General features: G+C 67.9%; 17 protein-coding genes and 1 pseudogene. 9 read left to right on the top strand and 9 right to left on the bottom strand.

What is annotated here, in order from left to right:
• The first annotated feature begins 81 nt into the window (after window positions 1-81).
• The 4 genes from DPV79_RS42645 (at window position 82) to DPV79_RS13655 (ending at window position 3,605) form a co-directional block, all read left to right on the top strand.
• Window positions 82-246, top strand: a complete 165-nt coding sequence (locus DPV79_RS42645; RefSeq protein ID WP_021159926.1) for a hypothetical protein — start codon at window positions 82-84, stop codon at window positions 244-246.
• A gap of 156 nt (window positions 247-402) precedes the next feature.
• Window positions 403-1,062, top strand: a complete 660-nt coding sequence (locus DPV79_RS13665; RefSeq protein WP_113045639.1) for a methyltransferase family protein — start codon at window positions 403-405, stop codon at window positions 1,060-1,062.
• A 378-nt stretch (window positions 1,063-1,440) separates the two neighbouring features.
• Window positions 1,441-1,878, top strand: a complete 438-nt coding sequence (locus tag DPV79_RS13660; protein ID WP_027790397.1) for a hypothetical protein — start codon at window positions 1,441-1,443, stop codon at window positions 1,876-1,878.
• An 890-nt stretch (window positions 1,879-2,768) separates the two neighbouring features.
• Window positions 2,769-3,605: a bifunctional allantoicase/(S)-ureidoglycine aminohydrolase gene (locus DPV79_RS13655; RefSeq protein WP_113045638.1), complete on the top strand. Its 837-nt coding sequence runs from the start codon at window positions 2,769-2,771 to the stop codon at window positions 3,603-3,605.
• Between the two features lie 78 nt (window positions 3,606-3,683).
• On the opposite strand, the pseudogene DPV79_RS43320 reads toward DPV79_RS13655, so the two are convergent.
• Window positions 3,684-3,879 (bottom strand): annotated as a pseudogene (locus DPV79_RS43320) (hypothetical protein); the annotation flags it as partial.
• Window positions 3,880-4,070: 191 nt separating this feature from the next.
• Window positions 4,071-5,006: a LysR family transcriptional regulator gene (locus DPV79_RS13645; protein WP_059487527.1), complete on the bottom strand. Its 936-nt coding sequence runs from the start codon at window positions 5,004-5,006 to the stop codon at window positions 4,071-4,073.
• Between the two features lie 357 nt (window positions 5,007-5,363).
• Between DPV79_RS13645 and DPV79_RS13640 the strand changes: the two genes are divergently transcribed.
• The 3 genes from DPV79_RS13640 to DPV79_RS13630 are packed head-to-tail and all read left to right on the top strand — an operon-like array spanning window position 5,364 to window position 8,183.
• Window positions 5,364-6,800 (top strand): NAD-dependent succinate-semialdehyde dehydrogenase, encoded by a 1,437-nt coding sequence (locus tag DPV79_RS13640; RefSeq protein WP_113045637.1) that lies wholly within the window; start codon window positions 5,364-5,366, stop codon window positions 6,798-6,800.
• A gap of 13 nt (window positions 6,801-6,813) precedes the next feature.
• Window positions 6,814-7,191 (top strand): carboxymuconolactone decarboxylase family protein, encoded by a 378-nt coding sequence (locus DPV79_RS13635; protein WP_021164021.1) that lies wholly within the window; start codon window positions 6,814-6,816, stop codon window positions 7,189-7,191.
• Window positions 7,188-8,183, top strand: a complete 996-nt coding sequence (locus DPV79_RS13630) for an NAD(P)H-quinone oxidoreductase (protein WP_059590953.1) — start codon at window positions 7,188-7,190, stop codon at window positions 8,181-8,183. The genes DPV79_RS13635 and DPV79_RS13630 overlap by 4 nt, the downstream gene beginning before the upstream one ends.
• Before the next feature lie 174 nt (window positions 8,184-8,357).
• On the opposite strand, the gene DPV79_RS13625 is transcribed toward DPV79_RS13630, so the two are convergent.
• Both DPV79_RS13625 and DPV79_RS13620 read right to left on the bottom strand, forming a co-directional pair.
• Complete coding sequence (locus tag DPV79_RS13625) at window positions 8,358-8,708, bottom strand: VOC family protein (RefSeq protein WP_113045636.1); 351 nt, start codon at window positions 8,706-8,708, stop codon at window positions 8,358-8,360.
• Window positions 8,709-8,881: 173 nt separating this feature from the next.
• Entirely contained in the window at window positions 8,882-9,676 is a 795-nt protein-coding gene (locus tag DPV79_RS13620) for an aminoglycoside phosphotransferase family protein (RefSeq protein WP_113045635.1), read from the bottom strand.
• A 237-nt stretch (window positions 9,677-9,913) separates the two neighbouring features.
• On the opposite strand from DPV79_RS13620, the gene DPV79_RS13615 reads away from it, so the two are divergent.
• Complete coding sequence (locus tag DPV79_RS13615) at window positions 9,914-12,031, top strand: penicillin-binding protein 1A (protein ID WP_113045634.1); 2,118 nt, start codon at window positions 9,914-9,916, stop codon at window positions 12,029-12,031.
• An 8-nt stretch (window positions 12,032-12,039) separates the two neighbouring features.
• The gene (locus tag DPV79_RS13610) at window positions 12,040-12,651 is read left to right on the top strand and encodes a trimeric intracellular cation channel family protein (protein ID WP_113045633.1); all 612 of its coding nucleotides are present in this window, start codon (window positions 12,040-12,042) and stop codon (window positions 12,649-12,651) included.
• A gap of 29 nt (window positions 12,652-12,680) precedes the next feature.
• Here DPV79_RS13610 and DPV79_RS13605 read toward each other — a convergent pair whose 3' ends face one another.
• From DPV79_RS13605 to DPV79_RS13585, 5 genes are all read right to left on the bottom strand, one after another.
• Window positions 12,681-13,064 (bottom strand): VOC family protein, encoded by a 384-nt coding sequence (locus DPV79_RS13605; protein WP_113045632.1) that lies wholly within the window; start codon window positions 13,062-13,064, stop codon window positions 12,681-12,683.
• A gap of 126 nt (window positions 13,065-13,190) precedes the next feature.
• The gene (locus DPV79_RS13600; RefSeq protein ID WP_060303295.1) at window positions 13,191-14,012 is read right to left on the bottom strand and encodes a heme ABC transporter ATP-binding protein; all 822 of its coding nucleotides are present in this window, start codon (window positions 14,010-14,012) and stop codon (window positions 13,191-13,193) included.
• A 19-nt stretch (window positions 14,013-14,031) separates the two neighbouring features.
• Window positions 14,032-15,120, bottom strand: a complete 1,089-nt coding sequence (locus tag DPV79_RS13595) for a FecCD family ABC transporter permease (RefSeq protein WP_113045631.1) — start codon at window positions 15,118-15,120, stop codon at window positions 14,032-14,034.
• A 15-nt stretch (window positions 15,121-15,135) separates the two neighbouring features.
• Entirely contained in the window at window positions 15,136-16,053 is a 918-nt protein-coding gene (locus tag DPV79_RS13590; protein ID WP_059621796.1) for a heme/hemin ABC transporter substrate-binding protein, read from the bottom strand.
• Entirely contained in the window at window positions 16,050-17,141 is a 1,092-nt protein-coding gene (locus DPV79_RS13585; RefSeq protein ID WP_059863790.1) for a hemin-degrading factor, read from the bottom strand. The genes DPV79_RS13590 and DPV79_RS13585 overlap by 4 nt, the downstream gene beginning before the upstream one ends.
• Between the last annotated feature and the right edge of the window lie 44 nt (window positions 17,142-17,185).

Below are 17,185 nucleotides of genomic sequence, written 5' to 3'. Positions count from 1 at the left end.
TCTCTTCGTGCCGGCCGCCGCACCTTGCGGCGGCGCGGCGTTCGCGAGGTGCCATTCGTCTTTCGCGCCGGGAATCGAGCCATGTCCAGACTTCTCATCACGCTTGCCCTGATCGGCGGCCTGTCCGGCTGCTACGTCGCGCCGCCGTACGGCTACGCGCCCGCGCCGGTCTACTACGGTTATGCGCCGGCGTATTACGCGCCGCCTGTCAGCGTCGGGATCGGCGGCCACTTCCGCATCCGCTGATCCGGCACCGGGCGCGGGCTCTGGCCGCCCCGGCCAGGGTCATGGCGTTGTGCCGGACGATGCGCGCGGATTCGCGCGCCGCATCACGGCGGTGCGCTGCGCGGCGTGCGCGCGGTTCCTATACTTCACAGGAAAGCGCACTCCGGCGAGGCAGTCATGACAGTCACCCGCAAGGTCGCCGCCCTGTCGGGCATCTCCACGCTCGTTTATCTCGGGCTCGCGGTGCTCGGCAGCGGCGGGTTCGCGGCCTTCTTCTCGCATCCGCCGCTGACCGTCGTCGTCGTCGCGACACTCGCGATGGCCGTCGCGGCGATGTTCACCGAAGGCAACCTGAGCAGCGGCGAGCGCGAGAACCGCGACAACCGCTGGGTGCTCGCGGCGTTCGCGGTGAGCGGGTTCCTGCTGGCCTACCTGCCCGCGCTGACCGACCGGCTCGACTTCTGGACCTTCGGCGGCGACGCGGTGCGCTGGGCCGGCGTTGCGCTCTACATCGCGGGCGGCGTGCTGCGCATCTGGCCCGTGTTCGTGCTCGGCAAGCGCTTCAGCGGGCTTGTCGCGATCCAGCCGGGCCATACGCTCGTGACCGACGGCATCTACCGCCGCATCCGCAATCCGAGCTATCTCGGCCTGCTCGTCAATTCGGTCGGCTGGGCGCTCGCGTTCCGCTCGGGTGTCGGCGTGCTGCTGGTCGCGTTGACGATGATCCCGCTCGTCGCGCGTATCCGCTCCGAAGAGGCGCTGCTGCGTGCGCAATTCGGTGCCGAGTACGACGCGTATTGCGCGCGAACCTGGCGGCTGCTGCCCGGCGTGTACTGACCCCCTTCATTTTTCCCAGATGGTCGTTTCCGGGCCCGCTCACGACACGTGCCCGATGTGTTGCCACGTGTGTCGCAAACGTGCGACGCCCCGCATGGGCGACCCGTCGTCGCGCAGGGCCGGAACCTCGGCAGAGCCAATGCCGGCGCGGGTTTGCGGGCATTCTGGTGCGGGCGTTCGGGGGCGCCTGTTCGTAAACAACTTGTTACCAGAATGTCGACGGCAAGGATGCGGGACCGGTGCTATTCTTCGCCGCAAGCTCATTGAAATGAATTGGTCCGCGGTTCGGCACAATGCCGGATCCGACGTCGATCGATTCAGATCGTCGTACCGAGCGGACCTTCGATAACCAGATTGCGAACAAGGAAGAATACGGGAATGTGGAAGAAAATCGCCCCCGCTCTCGTCGTCGCCGCGCTGACCGGCGCGACTGCGCTGCCGGCCCTGGCAGGTGACATGAACAACGCGCTTGGCGGCGCGCTCGGCGGGGTAGCCGGCGCAGCGGTCGGCGGTGCGCTCGGCGGCAGCACGGGCTCGGTGATCGGCGGCGCCATCGGCGGCGGCGCGGGCGGCGCGGTGACGTCGAACCGTCGCGAGCGCACCGGCGCGATCATCGGCGGCGCCCTCGGCGGCGGCGCAGGCACCGCGGCAGGCAACGCGATGGGCGGCCGCACGGGCGGCCTGCTGGGTGCGGCGGTCGGCGGCGGCGCCGGCGCGGCGCTCGGCGGCAACATGTCGCGCAGCTCGTACGAGCGCGATCATGGCGATCGTGGCTATCGCCACCGCAAGCATCGTCACCACCGCGACTGGGACTGATCGCCGCTCGCGCGGCACGGTGCGCGAACCGCGCACCGGCGCGTAGACGGCGTCGGCTTCCGACGCGAGATTCGGCCCGGCGGCCTGCCGGGCCGCCATCGCCGGCCAGACCGGCGAACACTTTCCGGCTTCACCAGCCGCGGCCGGATGCCCGATCGATGGGCCGACCAGTTTCCCCTCCTCGCAGCATTTCCCCGTTTTCCGGCTACACCGCCTCTCGCGACGGAATGCGTCCGCGCAGCGTCGACATCCTTGGCGTTCCGTTCGACCCCCGTTCTGCCCCGTTCTGCCCCGTTGCCCCGTTCCGGTCCGACGACGGCTCATGATCGGTGCGGAGCGGCTCGCAGCCTTGCACGCTTCGGCGCACGCCAATCTGCGTAACCGGATGTATCGCGACCCGCGTGCGCGACCGGCGTGACCGCAGTTGCATACCCGCGCCTCCAGCGCCGCCGACGTGCGTTCGCACGGCCCCGCCCGTCAGGATTTCCCGGATAGCCAGACCGTCGCGCCGCGCTCCGTCACCGCGTATCGCGGGTGCCGGCAGGTAGTGGGAAATCGAATGGAATCCATCGCAACATTTAATTGGTCGATTGCGAACGACTTCGCTATCGTCGGCGATGCTCGCGTACGGCGTCGAACCGTGCCGCCGGCCGCGCCTCGCCGCATGAACGCGAGCGCCACGGCCCGGCCGCCGGCCCCACAAGCATGGGCCGCTGCGTCCGATGAACCGGACGAACCCGTCGCGAAGCCTGGCCGACCGAACGAAGGCGCGTGCGCCTTCAAGCCACCCCGGCAACGATGTCCCGCCGCCGCATGCGCGCCCCACGCGCATGCGTGTCGCCGATGCCGTTGGCGCCCGGGGCCGGACCAACCCATTGCCTGGATGCACTATGTCTAAGACAACGTATTACGCGCCGCACGGCGGCCACCCGCCGCAGACCGATCTGCTGACCGATCGCGCGATGTTCACCGAGGCGTACGCGGTGATCCCGAAGGGTGTGATGCGCGACATCGTCACGAGCTGGCTGCCGTTCTGGACGAACACGCGCCTGTGGGTGATCGCCCGCCCGCTGTCGGGTTTCGCGGAAACCTTCTCGCAGTACATCGTCGAAGTGAACCCGGGCGGCGGCAGCGACAAGCCCGAGCAGGACAAGAACGCCGAAGCCGTGCTGTTCGTCGTCGAAGGCGAAGCCGAGCTGACGCTGCAGGGCACGAAGCACGTGCTGAAGCCGGGCGGCTACGCGTTCATTCCGCCGGGCGCCGACTGGACGCTGTACAACGTCAGCGATGCCGCGGTGCGTTTCCACTGGGTGCGCAAGCATTACCAGGCCGTCGACGGCATTCCGCTGCCGGAAGCATTCGTGACCAACGAGCAGGACGTCGAGCCGATCCCGATGCCGGGTACCAACGGCGCATGGGTGACGACGCGCTTCGTCGACATGAGCGACATGCGCCACGACATGCACGTGAACATCGTGACGTTCGAACCGGGCGGCGTGATTCCGTTCGCTGAAACGCACGTGATGGAGCACGGGCTGTACGTGCTCGAAGGCAAGGCCGTCTATCGCCTGAACCAGGACTGGGTCGAGGTCGAAGCGGGCGATTTCATGTGGCTGCGCGCGTTCTGCCCGCAGGCATGCTATTCGGGCGGCCCTGGCCGCTTCCGCTACCTGCTGTACAAAGACGTGAACCGTCACATGAACCTGACGCTGAATCCGGCGCGCTGAAGCGCCGCGCAAGTCGGACAAGAAAGGCCGCCGGTGGAAGCCGGCGGTTTTTTTTCGCGCGCTTCGTGGGGCGGAACGTCAGCGGAGAAGCTGTACCACAACCCGAATCCGAACCCGCACCGTGCGAAGGCGTCGCGCGCGATCTTCGAAGAGACATGAGGCCGCAAGCGCCAGGAGGCCTGAAATTGCGCCTGTTGGGGATACGGTAACGACTCGTATGCGAGTACGCGTCACCCAACGCTGTCAGGGCACCAACGGCCAGCGCATTGCCGTATACGCCGCTGGCGGAACGTCGGCGAACGGCTGCAATGGATCGGGAACCGGTCGTGACACATCGAGTCCGGCACGAGCGGCACGGTATGCGGATTCGTCGATCCGACGTATTGGCAGTGTCACAACCGCATACGCTCAATGCGAGGAGGGCGGCACCGCGAAACCGGATACCCATGCCGACCGCGAAGTGGCTCATGAGACCGTGATGGCGAGCTCCTCCGCATACGCATTCAACTGGTCACCTACCCGCACCTTCAGTACATCGATGAACCGCTTGATTTTCGCGTCGACGAACTGACGGGACGAATACATCGCATACACGTTGCGCTGAGCGGTGTGGAATTGAGGCAGGACACGAACGAGCGATCCTTTACGCAAATCGTCGATTGCCGAGAATGCGGCGATCAGCCCGATTCCGGCGCCTTCCTGCAGCACAGTGGACATGGCATCCATGTCGTTGACACCGAAGTACGATCCCGTCGGACGATACACCGCGTCACCGGCCCTGCCTTGCAGATGCCACTCGTCGGGTGCGTAATCGACCGTGCTGAGGAGCACACACGTGTGATCGGCGAGATCTTCCACGCATTCGGGAGCCGGATGCCGTGCCAGATAATCGGGCGATGCCGCCAGAACGCAGTGGCTTGCACCGATCTTCTGGCTCACATACGCCGAGTCCGGCAGGGTGCGCGCAATCACGATCGCCACGTCGAGCTGCTCTTCCAGCAGATTCGGCATTCGCTGCGACAGCATGAGATCGACCGATACTTCCGGGTATGCGCTTCGATAGGCCAGCACGGCTTGCGAAACCAGTCGACGACCCAATCCGGGAACCGCGTGCACGCGTAATACACCGCGCGGCTCCAGGAGCGCATCGCGGGCTTCCGCTTCTGCCCGCTCGATGTCCGACAGGATCGCAACGCTGCGCTCGTAAAAACGTCGCCCCGCATCGGTGACCACGAGCCGTCGCGTCGAGCGCTGCAGCAACCGCGTATTGAGATTGTCCTCGAGTACCGAGACCGCTCGGGAAATGTTGCCGACCGTCGTATCGAGGTGGTTTGCGACAGCCGTGAAACTGCCCATCTCGACCACTTTCGCAAACACCGACATGGTGTGAACCTTGTCCATTACGCACCCTGGTTTTGAATTTTTCGTCGAATCGCTGCGTTTCGGCCCGCGCGAGCCAGTGATCATAGAGCGCGTGCCTGTTCCATGCAGTCAGCGCGCAAGAGCGTGTCGTTTTTGCGCATCCTTTCAATATGCCTTCATGCCGGCAGGGGATTTTCTCTCCCGAGACAAGATTCATTCTTTCCGGCCCCTCTAAGTTGCCGCCGGCTTCACCCCTAGACTGGGTCCCGAAGTCAGGCAGTCAGAACACGGACGTTTGAAACCCGAGCTCGGCCCGACACGGCGTGGCGCGGTTCCCCTATCCGGCTCGCGGCGAACACATATTGAATCGTATTCCTAACCATAGAAGGCAATGCCATGGACATCAGTTACGACGCACTTCACCTTTTCATCAACGGCGAATGGATCGGCGCGAGCGAACGCGAAACGGCGCCGGTGATCAATCCCGCCACGCAAATCGAGATCGGGCGCGTGCCGCTGGCGACGGCAGCCGACCTGGATCGCGCCCTGCAGGTCGCCGCGCAGGCGTTCGACGTCTGGCGCAACACCGTGCCGGCCGAACGCGCGCGCATTCTCAAGCGCGGGGCGGAGCTGATGCGCGAGCGCGCCGAGCACATCGCGACCGTCATGACGCTCGAGGAAGGCAAACCGCTGGCGGAAAGCCGCGACGAAGTCCTGCGGGCCGCCGACTATTTCGAATGGTTCGCCGAAGAGGCGCGTCGTATCGACGGCCGCGTGGTGCCGTCCAACCGTCCGGGTGTGCAACAGCTCGTGAAGAAACAGGCGATCGGGCCTGTCGCCGCCTTCACGCCGTGGAATTTTCCGGCGATTACCCCGGCGCGCAAGCTGTCCGCCGCACTCGCCGCCGGGTGCAGCGTCATCATCAAACCCGGCGAGGAAAGCCCCGCAACGGCGCTCGCGCTGGCACGCGCACTGGACGACGCCGGTTTGCCGAAGGGCGTGCTTCAAGTCGTGTTCGGCGTGCCCGACGAGGTGTCGAAGCACCTGATCGCTTCCCCGGTCATCCGGAAGGTGACGTTCACGGGCTCGGTGCCGATCGGCCGTCTGCTGTCGGCGCGCGCAGCCGAAGGCGTCAAACCCATCACGCTGGAGCTGGGCGGCCACGGGCCCGTCCTCGTATTCAACGATGCGGATGTCGAGAGGGCCGCGGTCGAAGGCGCGGCGAACCGCTTTCGCGGGACGGGCCAGATCTGCATCTCGTCGACGCGCTTCCTGATCCAGCGCGAAGTCTACGACGCGTTCGTCGGGCACTTCGTGCGTGCCGCCAACGCGCTCAAGGTCGGGAACGGCATGGATGCGGGCACGCAGGTCGGGCCGCTGGCCAATCCGCGCCAGCTCGCCAAGATGGAGGAACTCATCGCCGATGCGGTGGAACGTGGCGCAACGGTTCTCGCCGGCGGAAAGCGCATCGACGGCGAAGGGTACTTCTTCGAGCCCACGGTGCTGGCCGACGTACCGAAGGACGCGCGCGTGATGCACGAAGAGCCGTTCGGCCCGATCGCGGTGCTGATGCGCTTCGATGCGCTCGCCGACGGGCTCGCCGAAGCGAACCGGTTGCCGTACGGGCTCTCCGCCTATGCGTTCACGAGCAGTGCGCGCACGGCCATCGATGTGGCAGACGGTCTCGAAGCCGGCATGATCGGCATCAACCAGTACCGCATCGTCTCGACCGAACTCCCGTTTGGCGGCATGAAGGAAAGCGGCCATGGTTCGGAAGGCGGCGCCGAGGGCATCGAGTATTACCTGACACGCAAATTCATCAGCCAGGTTTAAAGGGAGCACCGACATGTCTCACGCAGATTTCAGCAGCCCGCGGGAAGCCGCACGCGCCTTTACGCCGACGCTCTCGGCATTCGTCGACGACACGCTCTATCCGCGCATCTGGAACGACCCGGCGCTGTCGCCGCGCGACCGCAGCCTCGTGACCGTCGCCGCGCTGATCGCGGGCGGCCATCTCGACGAGTTGCCGGCGCACCTGCGTCGTGCCGTGACGAACGGTGTCACGCGGGAAGAGCTGTCGGCGGCCATCACTCACCTCGCGTTCTATGCGGGGTTTCCCGCGGCGATCTCGGCATCCGCCGCGGCGCAGGCAACGCTTGGCGCGCAACCTCGGTCCGACGATGTCGCCGGCCATTCATCCACGACGCAGGAAGGTGTGAAATGAAAGCCATCACGTTCAGCGAATTCGGCGAGGCCGAGGTTCTCCAGCTCGCCGAGGTCCAGGCTCCCGAAGTTCGTCCCGACGATCTGCTGGTGCGCGTCCATGCCGCAGGCGTGAATCGCGCGGATCTTACGCATCGGCGAGGAGGATACGGCCGGCCGAACTTCGGCGACTCGACGATCATGGGGCTCGAAATCGCCGGCGAGGTGATCGAGACCGGACCTTCCGTTCAGGGTTACAAGGTCGGCGATCGTGTCATGGGCGTAGTGGGCGGCGGGGCCTATGCAGAACTGGCGCGCATCGACTGGAGAATGGCGATGCCCATTCCCGCAACGATCGACTACGTGCACGCGGCGGCGATACCGGAAGTCTTCGTCACTGCGCACGAAGCGTTGTTGCATCTTGGCCGGTTGCAGCATGGCGATTCGGTGCTGGTTCACGCGGCGGCGGGCGGAGTGGGTTCCGCGGCAGTCCAGCTGGCCTACGCAACCGGCGCGACGATATTCGCGACCGCCGAAGCTTCGAAGCTGGAACGGATCGTTCAACTGGGTGTGGACCATGCGATCGACTACAAGACGCAGGACTTCGCGGAAGTCATCGCCGACAAGACAGACAAGCGCGGTGTCGACGTGGTTATCGACTTCGTCGGTGCACCGTATTTCGCGCGGAACATCGCATCGCTCGCAAACGGAGGACGGCTGGTGCAGGTCGGCATTCTGGGTGGGGGCGGTGACGTGAGCGTGGGCCTCGAGCAGATCCTGTACCGTCATCTGCAAATCATCGGCACGGTGATGAAGTCGCGCGACCAGCGCGAGAAACACGCGATGGTCCGGCGGTTTCGTGAACATTGGCTGGACCGCTTTGCGGGAGGGGCGGGCCTGGAACCGGTCGTCGACAGCGTGTTTCCTCTCGCCGATGCCGCGGCTGCCCATCGACGGATGGAGTCGGCCGTGAACGTCGGAAAGATCATCCTGACGATGGGCGAAAACGCCTGACGTGGCGTTTGCTCATGTCGGATGCCGGTGCATGAAGCTGTTGGGCAGGTGAGCGGATCGAAGCGACCACCCGGCCGGCTTGCGTGATCGACATTCGTCGCAACTCTTGCAACGACCCTTCGTCGCCGCCAAGCGGTCGTTCGCAGGACGTGCGATGAAGTGGAACGCCGCGGGCTAGTCGCGGCACATGCAAAGCTCGAACTCGTGTCCGTCGGGGCTGCTCAATACAATGCTTTTCATGGACTCGATCTTCAATCCGTCCATCACGATGGAGGCTCCGTTTTCTGTTGCCCGCTTCACGAATTCGTGAAGCGCCTTTTCTTCGAACTCAAAGACAGGGACGGAGCCGCTACCTTTTATCTCGTCTCCGAAATCGTTTAACAAAAGGCCCAGTCTGTTTGTGCCGATCATGAATTCGGTCCACTTGCCGGACCGCTTGAGCGGTGCGTATCCAAGTAGCCGCTCCCAGAAAGAAGTGGACGTCTCCATATCACTCACCTTCAAATAAACGGTCCGAAGTTTCATGACGTGTCCCGGAAATGGATGCGAATCGAATGTATCAGACGCCAAAATAATTGGTTCACGGCAGCGTCGGCCTGGCTCATGCAGTGATTGACGCTCGAGCATGATGCACCGGGCGCGACCGTCCATCAGCGGGCGTGCGTTACCGGCCCCGTTTTCATGGCCGGTGCGTACCGCTACAGACCGAGCGCGATTGCCGCGAGTTGCGCAACCTGCAACCGCGTGTCGGGCGGCAGGTCATCCTCCATCAGCCACACGGCCGACAGGCCCGCCCACGCGAGAATCCACTTCAGCAGCCGACGGCGATCGAGTCGCGCGGCATCGGCCACGCACACGACGCGTTGCGTGAAGCGCGCCGGATCGGCCGCGATCTCGTGCGCGGGATTGCAGAACAGGTTCGCGTAGTCGAACGCACGATCGCCGCGCAACCCTTTCGGGTCGATCGCGAGCCAGCCGCGATCGCCGAAATGAAGAATGTTGTCGTGATGGATGTCGCCGTGCAGGACGACTTCGTCGACGGGCGGCCCGGCCAGCAGCTCGCGCGCGATCGTTGCCGAGCGATGCAGCACGTCGTTGCCGACGTCATCCGACAGCAGCGAACGGAACCAGTCGCGCAACGGCACGACCGAAACCGGCTCCGGCGCGCGATGCGCGTGCAGCCGGGCGACGACGCCGCATGCGATGCGCATCGTGTCGTCGTCGTGACCCGATGCGGACAATTGGGCCAGCGACGGCGCGGGCTGCGCGCGCTCGAGCAGGATCGCGTCGCTGTCGTGCCGCCACACCTGCGCCGCGCCGTGCCCGTTCCACCACGTCATCAGCGCGTTGCCGCGGCGCTCTTCGTCGCAGGTGGCGACCTTCAGCATCGCAGGCCGCGCCTGCCAGAGAACGGGCAACAGGCCGCCGCTCGCGGTCAGGATCGGGCCGCCGTCGGGTACGAGGCCCCACAGGGCGAGGTATCGATCGAACATCCCACGATGCTACAGGCGAAACGGATCGCGCGCAGCGTGGTTTTCCCGGCCGTGTTTGACGTGCCCGCATGATCGACGTGAGCGGCCCGACGCACTTTCCTAAATAAAATTTAGCCTGCCAAACTTTGGCTAAAGAATGTTCCGGTTTCGCGCGATCCCTTCGACAATGCGCGCCTTTCGTGACCGGTCGGTGCATATCGCGCGCCGGCCGTCGCAGCATCGAAGAAGGAGCCCGACATGACCGACCACACCGCATCCCCTCCGCCGCCCGTGCCGCCGCCGCGCCGCCGTCGTGCATGGCGCACGCTCGCGGGCGCGCTGCTCGGCCTGACGCTCGCGTGCGCGGGCATCGGCGCATGGACGATCCATCGCATCTGGACGCAGCTGCCGTCCGTCGAGCACCTCGCCGTCTATCGTCCCGCGCTGCCGCTGCGGATCTTCTCGCGCGACGGCGACCTGCTCGCCGAATACGGCGTCGAGCGGCGCGAGTTCGTGCCGCTCGAACGCATCCCGCCGCTGATGCGGCACGCGCTGCTCGCGGCCGAGGATGCGAAGTTCTATCAGCACGGCGCGGTGGATGTCGGCGGCCTCGCGCGCGCGACGTTCGCGAACGTCGTGACGGGGCAGCCGGGGCAGGGCGGCAGCACGATTACGATGCAGGTCGCGCGCAACTTCTACCTGACGCGCGACAAGGTGCTGAGCCGCAAGCTCGCCGAGATCCTGATGGCGGCCAAGCTCGAACGCGAATACAGCAAGGACAAGCTGCTCGAGCTGTACATGAACGAGATCTACCTGGGTGAGCGTGCATACGGTTTCGCGGCGGCGGCGAACGTGTATTTCGGCAAGCCGCTCGACGCGCTGAACGCGGGCGAGGCGGCCGTGCTCGCGGGGCTGCCGAAGGCGCCGTCCGCGTTCAACCCGGTCGTCAATCCGGCGCGCGCGACCGCGCGGCGCAACTACGTGCTCGGGCGGATGCATGCACTCGGCCAGCTCGACGACGCGACGTACCGTGCGGCCGTCGACGCGCCGATCGCGCTGGCGACCACGCCGCCGCCCGGGATCGTCGCCGCGCCGTACGTCGCCGAGCGCGCGCGCCGGATGATGGTCGAGCGTTTTCACGACGACGCCTATACGCTCGGCCTCGACGTGACGACGACGATCTCGATGCGCGACCAGCGCGCGGGCGAAGCCGCGCTGCAGCGTCAGCTGAGCCGGCAGCCGGGCGCGAAGCGCGATGCGCGCAACGGGCTCGAAGGCGCGCTCGTGTCGCTCGATGCGGCCACCGGCGACATGCTCGCGCTCGTCGGCGGCGCGGATTTCAATCGCAACGTGTTCGACCATGCGCTGCAGGCGTATCGCCAGCCGGGTTCGAGCTTCAAGCCGTTCGTCTATTCGGCCGCGCTGGAAAAGGGCTACTTCCCGGGTGTACTCGTCGACGATACGCAGCGCACGCTCACCCATGAGGAAACCGGCGCGCGGCCGTGGCGTCCGCGCAATTTCGGCAACCGCTACGAGGGTTTCATCCCGGTGCGGCGCGGGCTCGTGCGCTCGAAGAACCTGGTCGCGGTCAGCCTGATGCAGGCCACCGACGCGCGCTACGTGCAGCAGCACGCGGTGCATTTCGGTTTCGACGCGCAGCGCAATCCGGCGTCGCTGCCGCTCGCGCTCGGCGCGGGCGCGGTGACGCCGCTCGAACTCGCGAGCGCGTACAGCGTGTTCGCGAACGGCGGGACGCGAATGGAGCCGCGCCTGATCCTGTCGGTGAAGCAGCGCCACGGCGGCGCGATGTACGAGGCCACGACGCCGGAAGGTGCGCGCGTCGTGTCGGCGCGTAACGCGTTCTTGATGGACAGCATGCTGCGCGACGTCGTGAAGGCCGGCACCGCGCGCGGCGCGCTCGCGCTGCGCCGCGACGACGCGGCCGGCAAGACGGGCACGTCGAACGGGTCGAAGGATGTGTGGTTCGCCGGCTACTCGTCGGGCATCGTCGCGGTCGCGTGGCTCGGCTACGACACGCCGCGCCCGATGGGGCGCGCGACCGGCGCGACGCTGGCGCTGCCGGTCTGGCTCGACTACATGAAGACGGCCGTCGACGGACGCACGCCGGTCGATGCGACGCCGCCGCAGGACGTCGCGCTCGTCGACGGCGATTTCGTCTACGCCGAATACACGCGCGGCACGTGCACGGCCGACGTGCCGCCGTACATCCGCAGCCGTTTCGCCTGCGGCGGCGCGGCGGCACAGGACGCCTCCGATGCGCCGGCCGGCAGCGGCAAACCCGACGAGCCGATGCCCGCGGCCGTCGACGCGGCCGAGCGCGAACGCGTGCTCGACCTGTTCCGTACCGACGACTGACGCGCACCATGCATACGCTTTATCTGATTGCGATCGTCGCGGAAGCGATGTCGGGTGCGCTGATGGGCATGCGGCGCGGGATGGACCGCTTCGGGCTCGCGCTCGTCGGCGCGGTCACGGCGCTCGGCGGCGGCACCGTGCGCGACGTGTTGCTCGGCCACTATCCGCTCGGCTGGATCGCGCATCCCGAATACCTGGTGATCACGCTCGCCGCGGCAACCGTCGCATCGTGGGCCGCCCGGCATGTCGCGCGAATGAAGGCGCTGTTCGTCACCGTCGACGCGATCGGCCTCGCCGCGTTCACGATCATCGGCTGCGACATCGGCGCGTCGACCGGCGCCGCGCCGATCATCGTCGTGCTGGCCGGCGCGATCACCGGCGTGTGCGGCGGGATGCTGCGTGACCTGCTGTGCAACGAGATGCCGCTGATCCTGCGCGAGGAACTGTACGCGAGCGTCGCGTTCGTGACGGGCGCGTTGTACGTCGGGATGCAGCATCTCGCGGTCGATGCGGGCGCGGCGACCGTGGTCGCGCTGGCGGCCGGTTTTTCGATGCGGATGCTGGCCGTGCGGCTCGGGTGGAAGATGCGGACCTTCGGCGCGGCCGACGTCGGGCATTGACGCGCGGCGGCGCGGTGGCGAAGTGGCGTTCAGTCCGGCTGCATCACCTGGAAGACATTGCCTTCCGGATCGATGCCGTCGAGCAGCCGGTACGGGAATCCGTCGAAGCGCTTGACGTGGCGCACGGTGACGCCGTCGCGCGCGAGACGGTCGCGATGCGCGTCGATGTCGGCGTCGATCCGGAAGACGAGCTTCACGTTGTTCGTCGCGGGGTTCGCATTCGACGGCGCGGCCGCGTGGCGGAACGCCGGGCCCGCCAGATGCAGGGCGAGTTCGATCGCACCCGCGTCGAGCACCGCCCATTCACCGTCTATTTCCTCGATGACAGGCAGATCGAAATGGCGTTGATAGAACGCCTTCAGCAGCGTGACGTCCTGGACGTACAGGATGATGCGGGTCATCGGAAGCGGCATGGGGTTTCCTCGAACGGGATGCGCGAAGCGCGAATGAGATTGCCTGAAAGCCGGGCGTGCCGATCGAAGGCCGGGAGACAACCGGGAGACAACGGGGAAGCGGTCGCCCGGCATGCGCCCTCGGCGTCACGCCGGGACCATGACCGGCGGCGCACCGTCGCCGGTTTCCACCATCTTCACGGAAAACCCGTAGCACTGCGCGATATGCGCGGGCGTCATCACGTCGCGCGGCGTGCCGTGCGCGACGATCGTGCCGTCGGCGAGCATCGCGATCGTATCCGCGTGCCGCGCGGCGAGGTTCGGATCGTGGACGATCGCGAGCACGCCGAGCCGCCATTCGCGCGCGACCGAGCGCACGGTGTCGAGCAGCCGGTGCTGGTGCGCGAGGTCGAGCGCGGCGGTCGGTTCGTCGAGCAGGAGGTAGCGCGGGCCGCTCTCCGTTGCGTCGTCGTCCGGCCATAGCTGCGCGAGCACGCGCGCGAACTGCACGCGCGCGAGTTCGCCGCCCGACAGCGTCGTGACGTCGCGGCCGACGAGCGCGTCGGCGCCCGCGCGTTCGAGCGCACGCCACGCGATGTCGCGATCGTGATGCGACGTCGCGCCGCTGCGCCGCGCATGCGGATAGCGGCCGAGCAGCACGATTTCGTCGACGCTGAACGGAAAGGCCGGTTGCGCGGCCTGTGGCAGCACCGCGCGCAGGCACGCGAGGCGCGGCGCGTCGATGCGCGCGAGCGGTTCGCCGTTCAGCGTGATGTCGCCGGTCACGCGCACGCCGTTCGGCGCGACGCTGCCGGTCAGTTCGCCGGCGAAGGTCTTCAGCAGCGTGCTCTTGCCCGCGCCGTTGCGGCCGAGCAATGCGGTCACGCGGCCCGGTTCGATCGACAGCGACAGGTCGCGGAGGATCGCGTTGTGGCGGCGCGCGACGTCGAGATGGTGAGCGGTCAGCATGGTCGTCGTGAAGAAAGGGTTACCCGCCGAGCGCGCCGCGGCTTTTCCACAGCAGCGCGAGAAAGAACGGTGCGCCGAGCAGCGCGGTCAGCACGCCGAGCGGAATTTCGGCCGGCGCCGCGACCGTGCGCGCGGCGAGATCGGCGGCGAGCGTCAGCAACGCGCCGAGCAGCGCGGCGCCGGGCAGCACGACGCGCTGGTCGGGGCCGCACGCGAGGCGCACGCAATGCGGCGCGACGAGCCCGATGAAGCCGATGATGCCGGCGCACGATACCAACGCGCCGACCGCGAGCGCGACCGCAACGAGCACGCGCCGCTTCAGCCGCTGCACGGGCACGCCGAGGTGCAGCGCTTCGGTTTCGCCGAGCTGCAACGCGTTCAGCGCGTCGCGTTCGCGTGCGAGCAGCACGCAGCCGATCGCGACGCACGGCGCGACGGCCGCCAGCGCGGACCATTGCGCGCCGCCGAGGCTGCCGAGGCTCCAGAAGGTCAGCGAGCGCAACTGCGCATCGTCGGCGACGAACGTGAGCAGCCCGATCGCCGCGCCGGCCAGCGCATTGATCGCGATGCCGGCGAGCAGCAGCAGCGGCAACGCGAGCCGGCCGCGCGCCGCGGCGAGCCGGTAGACGAGCGCGGCGACCGCGAGCGCGCCCGCGAACGCGGCGACGGGCAACGCGACGGCACTTGCGTGTGCGGCGAACAGCGCGGGGCCGAGCACGATCATCGTGGTCGCGCCGAGTGCCGCGCCGCTCGACACGCCGACGAGCCCCGGATCGGCGAGCGGGTTGCGGAACAGTGCCTGCATCGCGGCGCCGGCCGCGCCGAAGCCGCCGCCGACCAGCAGTGCGAGCGCGACGCGCGGCGCGCGGATGTCGAGCAGCACCGCGCGCGCCTGCTGCGCGGCGGCATCGCCGGTCAGCGCGGCCCAGGCTTCCGTGAGCGGAATGCGGTACGCGCCGACGCACAGCGCGACGACGGACATCGCGCACACGAGAACGGCGAGCGCGGTGAGCGCGAACGGCGCGAAGCGGCGCGATGTGCCCATGCGCGCGGCGCCGGAGCGCGACGCGGCAGACGGTGCGGGGAAGGGCGAAGCATGAGCGGGCATCGGGGCGATCCGGGATCAGGCGAGTGCATCCGACAGCCGTCGGTGCAGGGTCGTGACGGCGAGCGGCAGGCGTGGGCCGAAGCCGAGCAGGAACAGGGCATCCAGCGACACGACGCGTTGCGCGCGGCCGGCCGGCGTCGCGCCGAAGCCGGGCGTGGCGAGCAGCGCCGCGCGCCCGCCGACTGCCGCGAGCCCTTCGTCGGAAATCAGCACCACGTCGGGCGCGGCGGCGGCGAGCGCCTCGGTCGTCAGCGGCTTGTAGTGATCGAAACCCTGCATCGCGTTGCGTGCGCCCGCGTAGCGGATCATCGCGTCGGCGGCCGTGCGCTGGCCGGCGACGAGCGCCTGGTTGCCGGTATGGTTCAGCACGAACAGCACGCGCGGCGGCTGCGCGCCGCCGGGCGCGCGGGCAGCGACCGCGTCACGCGCGGCCTGCCAGTCGCGGTCGAAACGTTGCAGCAGCGCGGTGCCCGCGTCGCGCACGTCGAGCGCCTGCGCGACGCCCGTGATCTTCGCGCGGGCCGATTCGACGTCGTGCCGTTCGTCGAACGTCGTCACCGCGACGCCGGCGCCTTTCACTTGCGCGATCGCGGTGGGCGGGCCGGCTTCCGCCGACGCGAGCACGAGATCGGGCCGCAGCGACAGCAGCCCCTCGGCCGACAGCGCGCGCTGGTAGCCGACTTTCGGCAAACGCTTCGCGGCATCGGGATACGTGCAGGTCGTGTCGGCGCCGACGAGCCGGTAGCGCGGCGTCTCGGCGCCGCCGAGCGCGAACGCGGTTTCCGCGAGTGCGCCGCCGATCACGACCACGCGCTTCGGTGCAGCCGGTGCAGCCTGGGCGAGCACGCTGCCGGGCAGCGCGCCGGCGAGCGCGCCGGCCGCCGCGCCCGCCAGCATCGCGCGGCGGCGCGGATCGAACGGTCGCGCGCTCACCGCGCGCCTCCGCGTGCCGCGGCCGGCAGCGTCGCGACGAGCGCGCGCCAGTCGTCGCGTTCGACCTTGCCGGGCTTGCGTTCGCCGAACAGCAGCGCGACGTGGTCGCCCTGCCGGTCGAACAGCTCGAGCGACGTGACGATGCCGTCGCTCGTCGGCTTCTTCACGACCCACGCGGCGGCGATCAGGTCCTCGCGCACGTGCAGGTTGAAGCCCGGGTCGAGCACGTTGATCCACGCGCCGACCTCGCGCACGTTCGCGACCGGGCCCGTATGAATCTGGATCATCCCCGCGTTGCCGACGAACACCATGATCGGCTGCCCGCTCTGGGCGGCCCGTTCGAGCACGTGGCGCAGCGCATGCGCGGTTTCGACCGGATACGCGTATTGCGGATCGGCGAGGCGCAGCGCCTGCATGCGGCTCACGCCGAAGCGCTGAGTGATGCCGAAGAACTGGTGCGTGTCGGTCATCGCGTCCCACGCGGCGCGAAAACCCGCGACGTCGATCTCGGTGTCGGCGCGCTCGGGCGTTTTCGGCGCGGCGGCCGCGACCTCGAGTCCCGGCTCCTGCGACGGCGCACGCCAGCGCTCGACGAACGCGTCGTACGCGGCGTGGTCGCTGTGCGCGCGCAGGTAGACCTTGTGAATCGCATGTCCCTGCGCGTCGAAGAACTGCAGGCTCTTCAGCGGGCCGTGCGCGGTCTCGTCGCGCACCGCGAACGCCGACACCCAGTGACGATAGAAGATGCGCAGGTCGATATCGCCGAGCGCGAGGCCGACGGGCCCGTCATGGCTCATCTGCGCATATTCGCCGTCCTTCTCGTGGACGGCCGTATCGTTGCGCGTGAGCGCCATCACGCGGCCGAGGCGCGGCATTTCCTCGAACATCGCCGGAAAGCGCGCGTCGAGCCGCACGACGTGCTCGCCGACGAACGCGGCGAGCGCCTCGCCTTCGCTGACGCCGAGCGCCTGCGCGACGTCGCGGTTGCGCAGCTGGCGCTCGGTCTTGAGCTTGACGAACGCGTCGCGCAGCGCGGCGGCCGCGCGGGCCGGCGTGGCCGGTTGACCGGGAAGGGCGGATTGCATCATGTCGGACTCCTTCGAGTAACGGTTGAGGTGGTTGCGCGGGCGGC

The organism is Burkholderia reimsis, assembly GCF_003294055.1.
In the GTDB taxonomy this organism is placed as follows: Bacteria; Pseudomonadota; Gammaproteobacteria; order Burkholderiales; family Burkholderiaceae; genus Burkholderia; species Burkholderia cepacia.
This window is presented reverse-complemented; position numbering and strand designations above follow the sequence as displayed.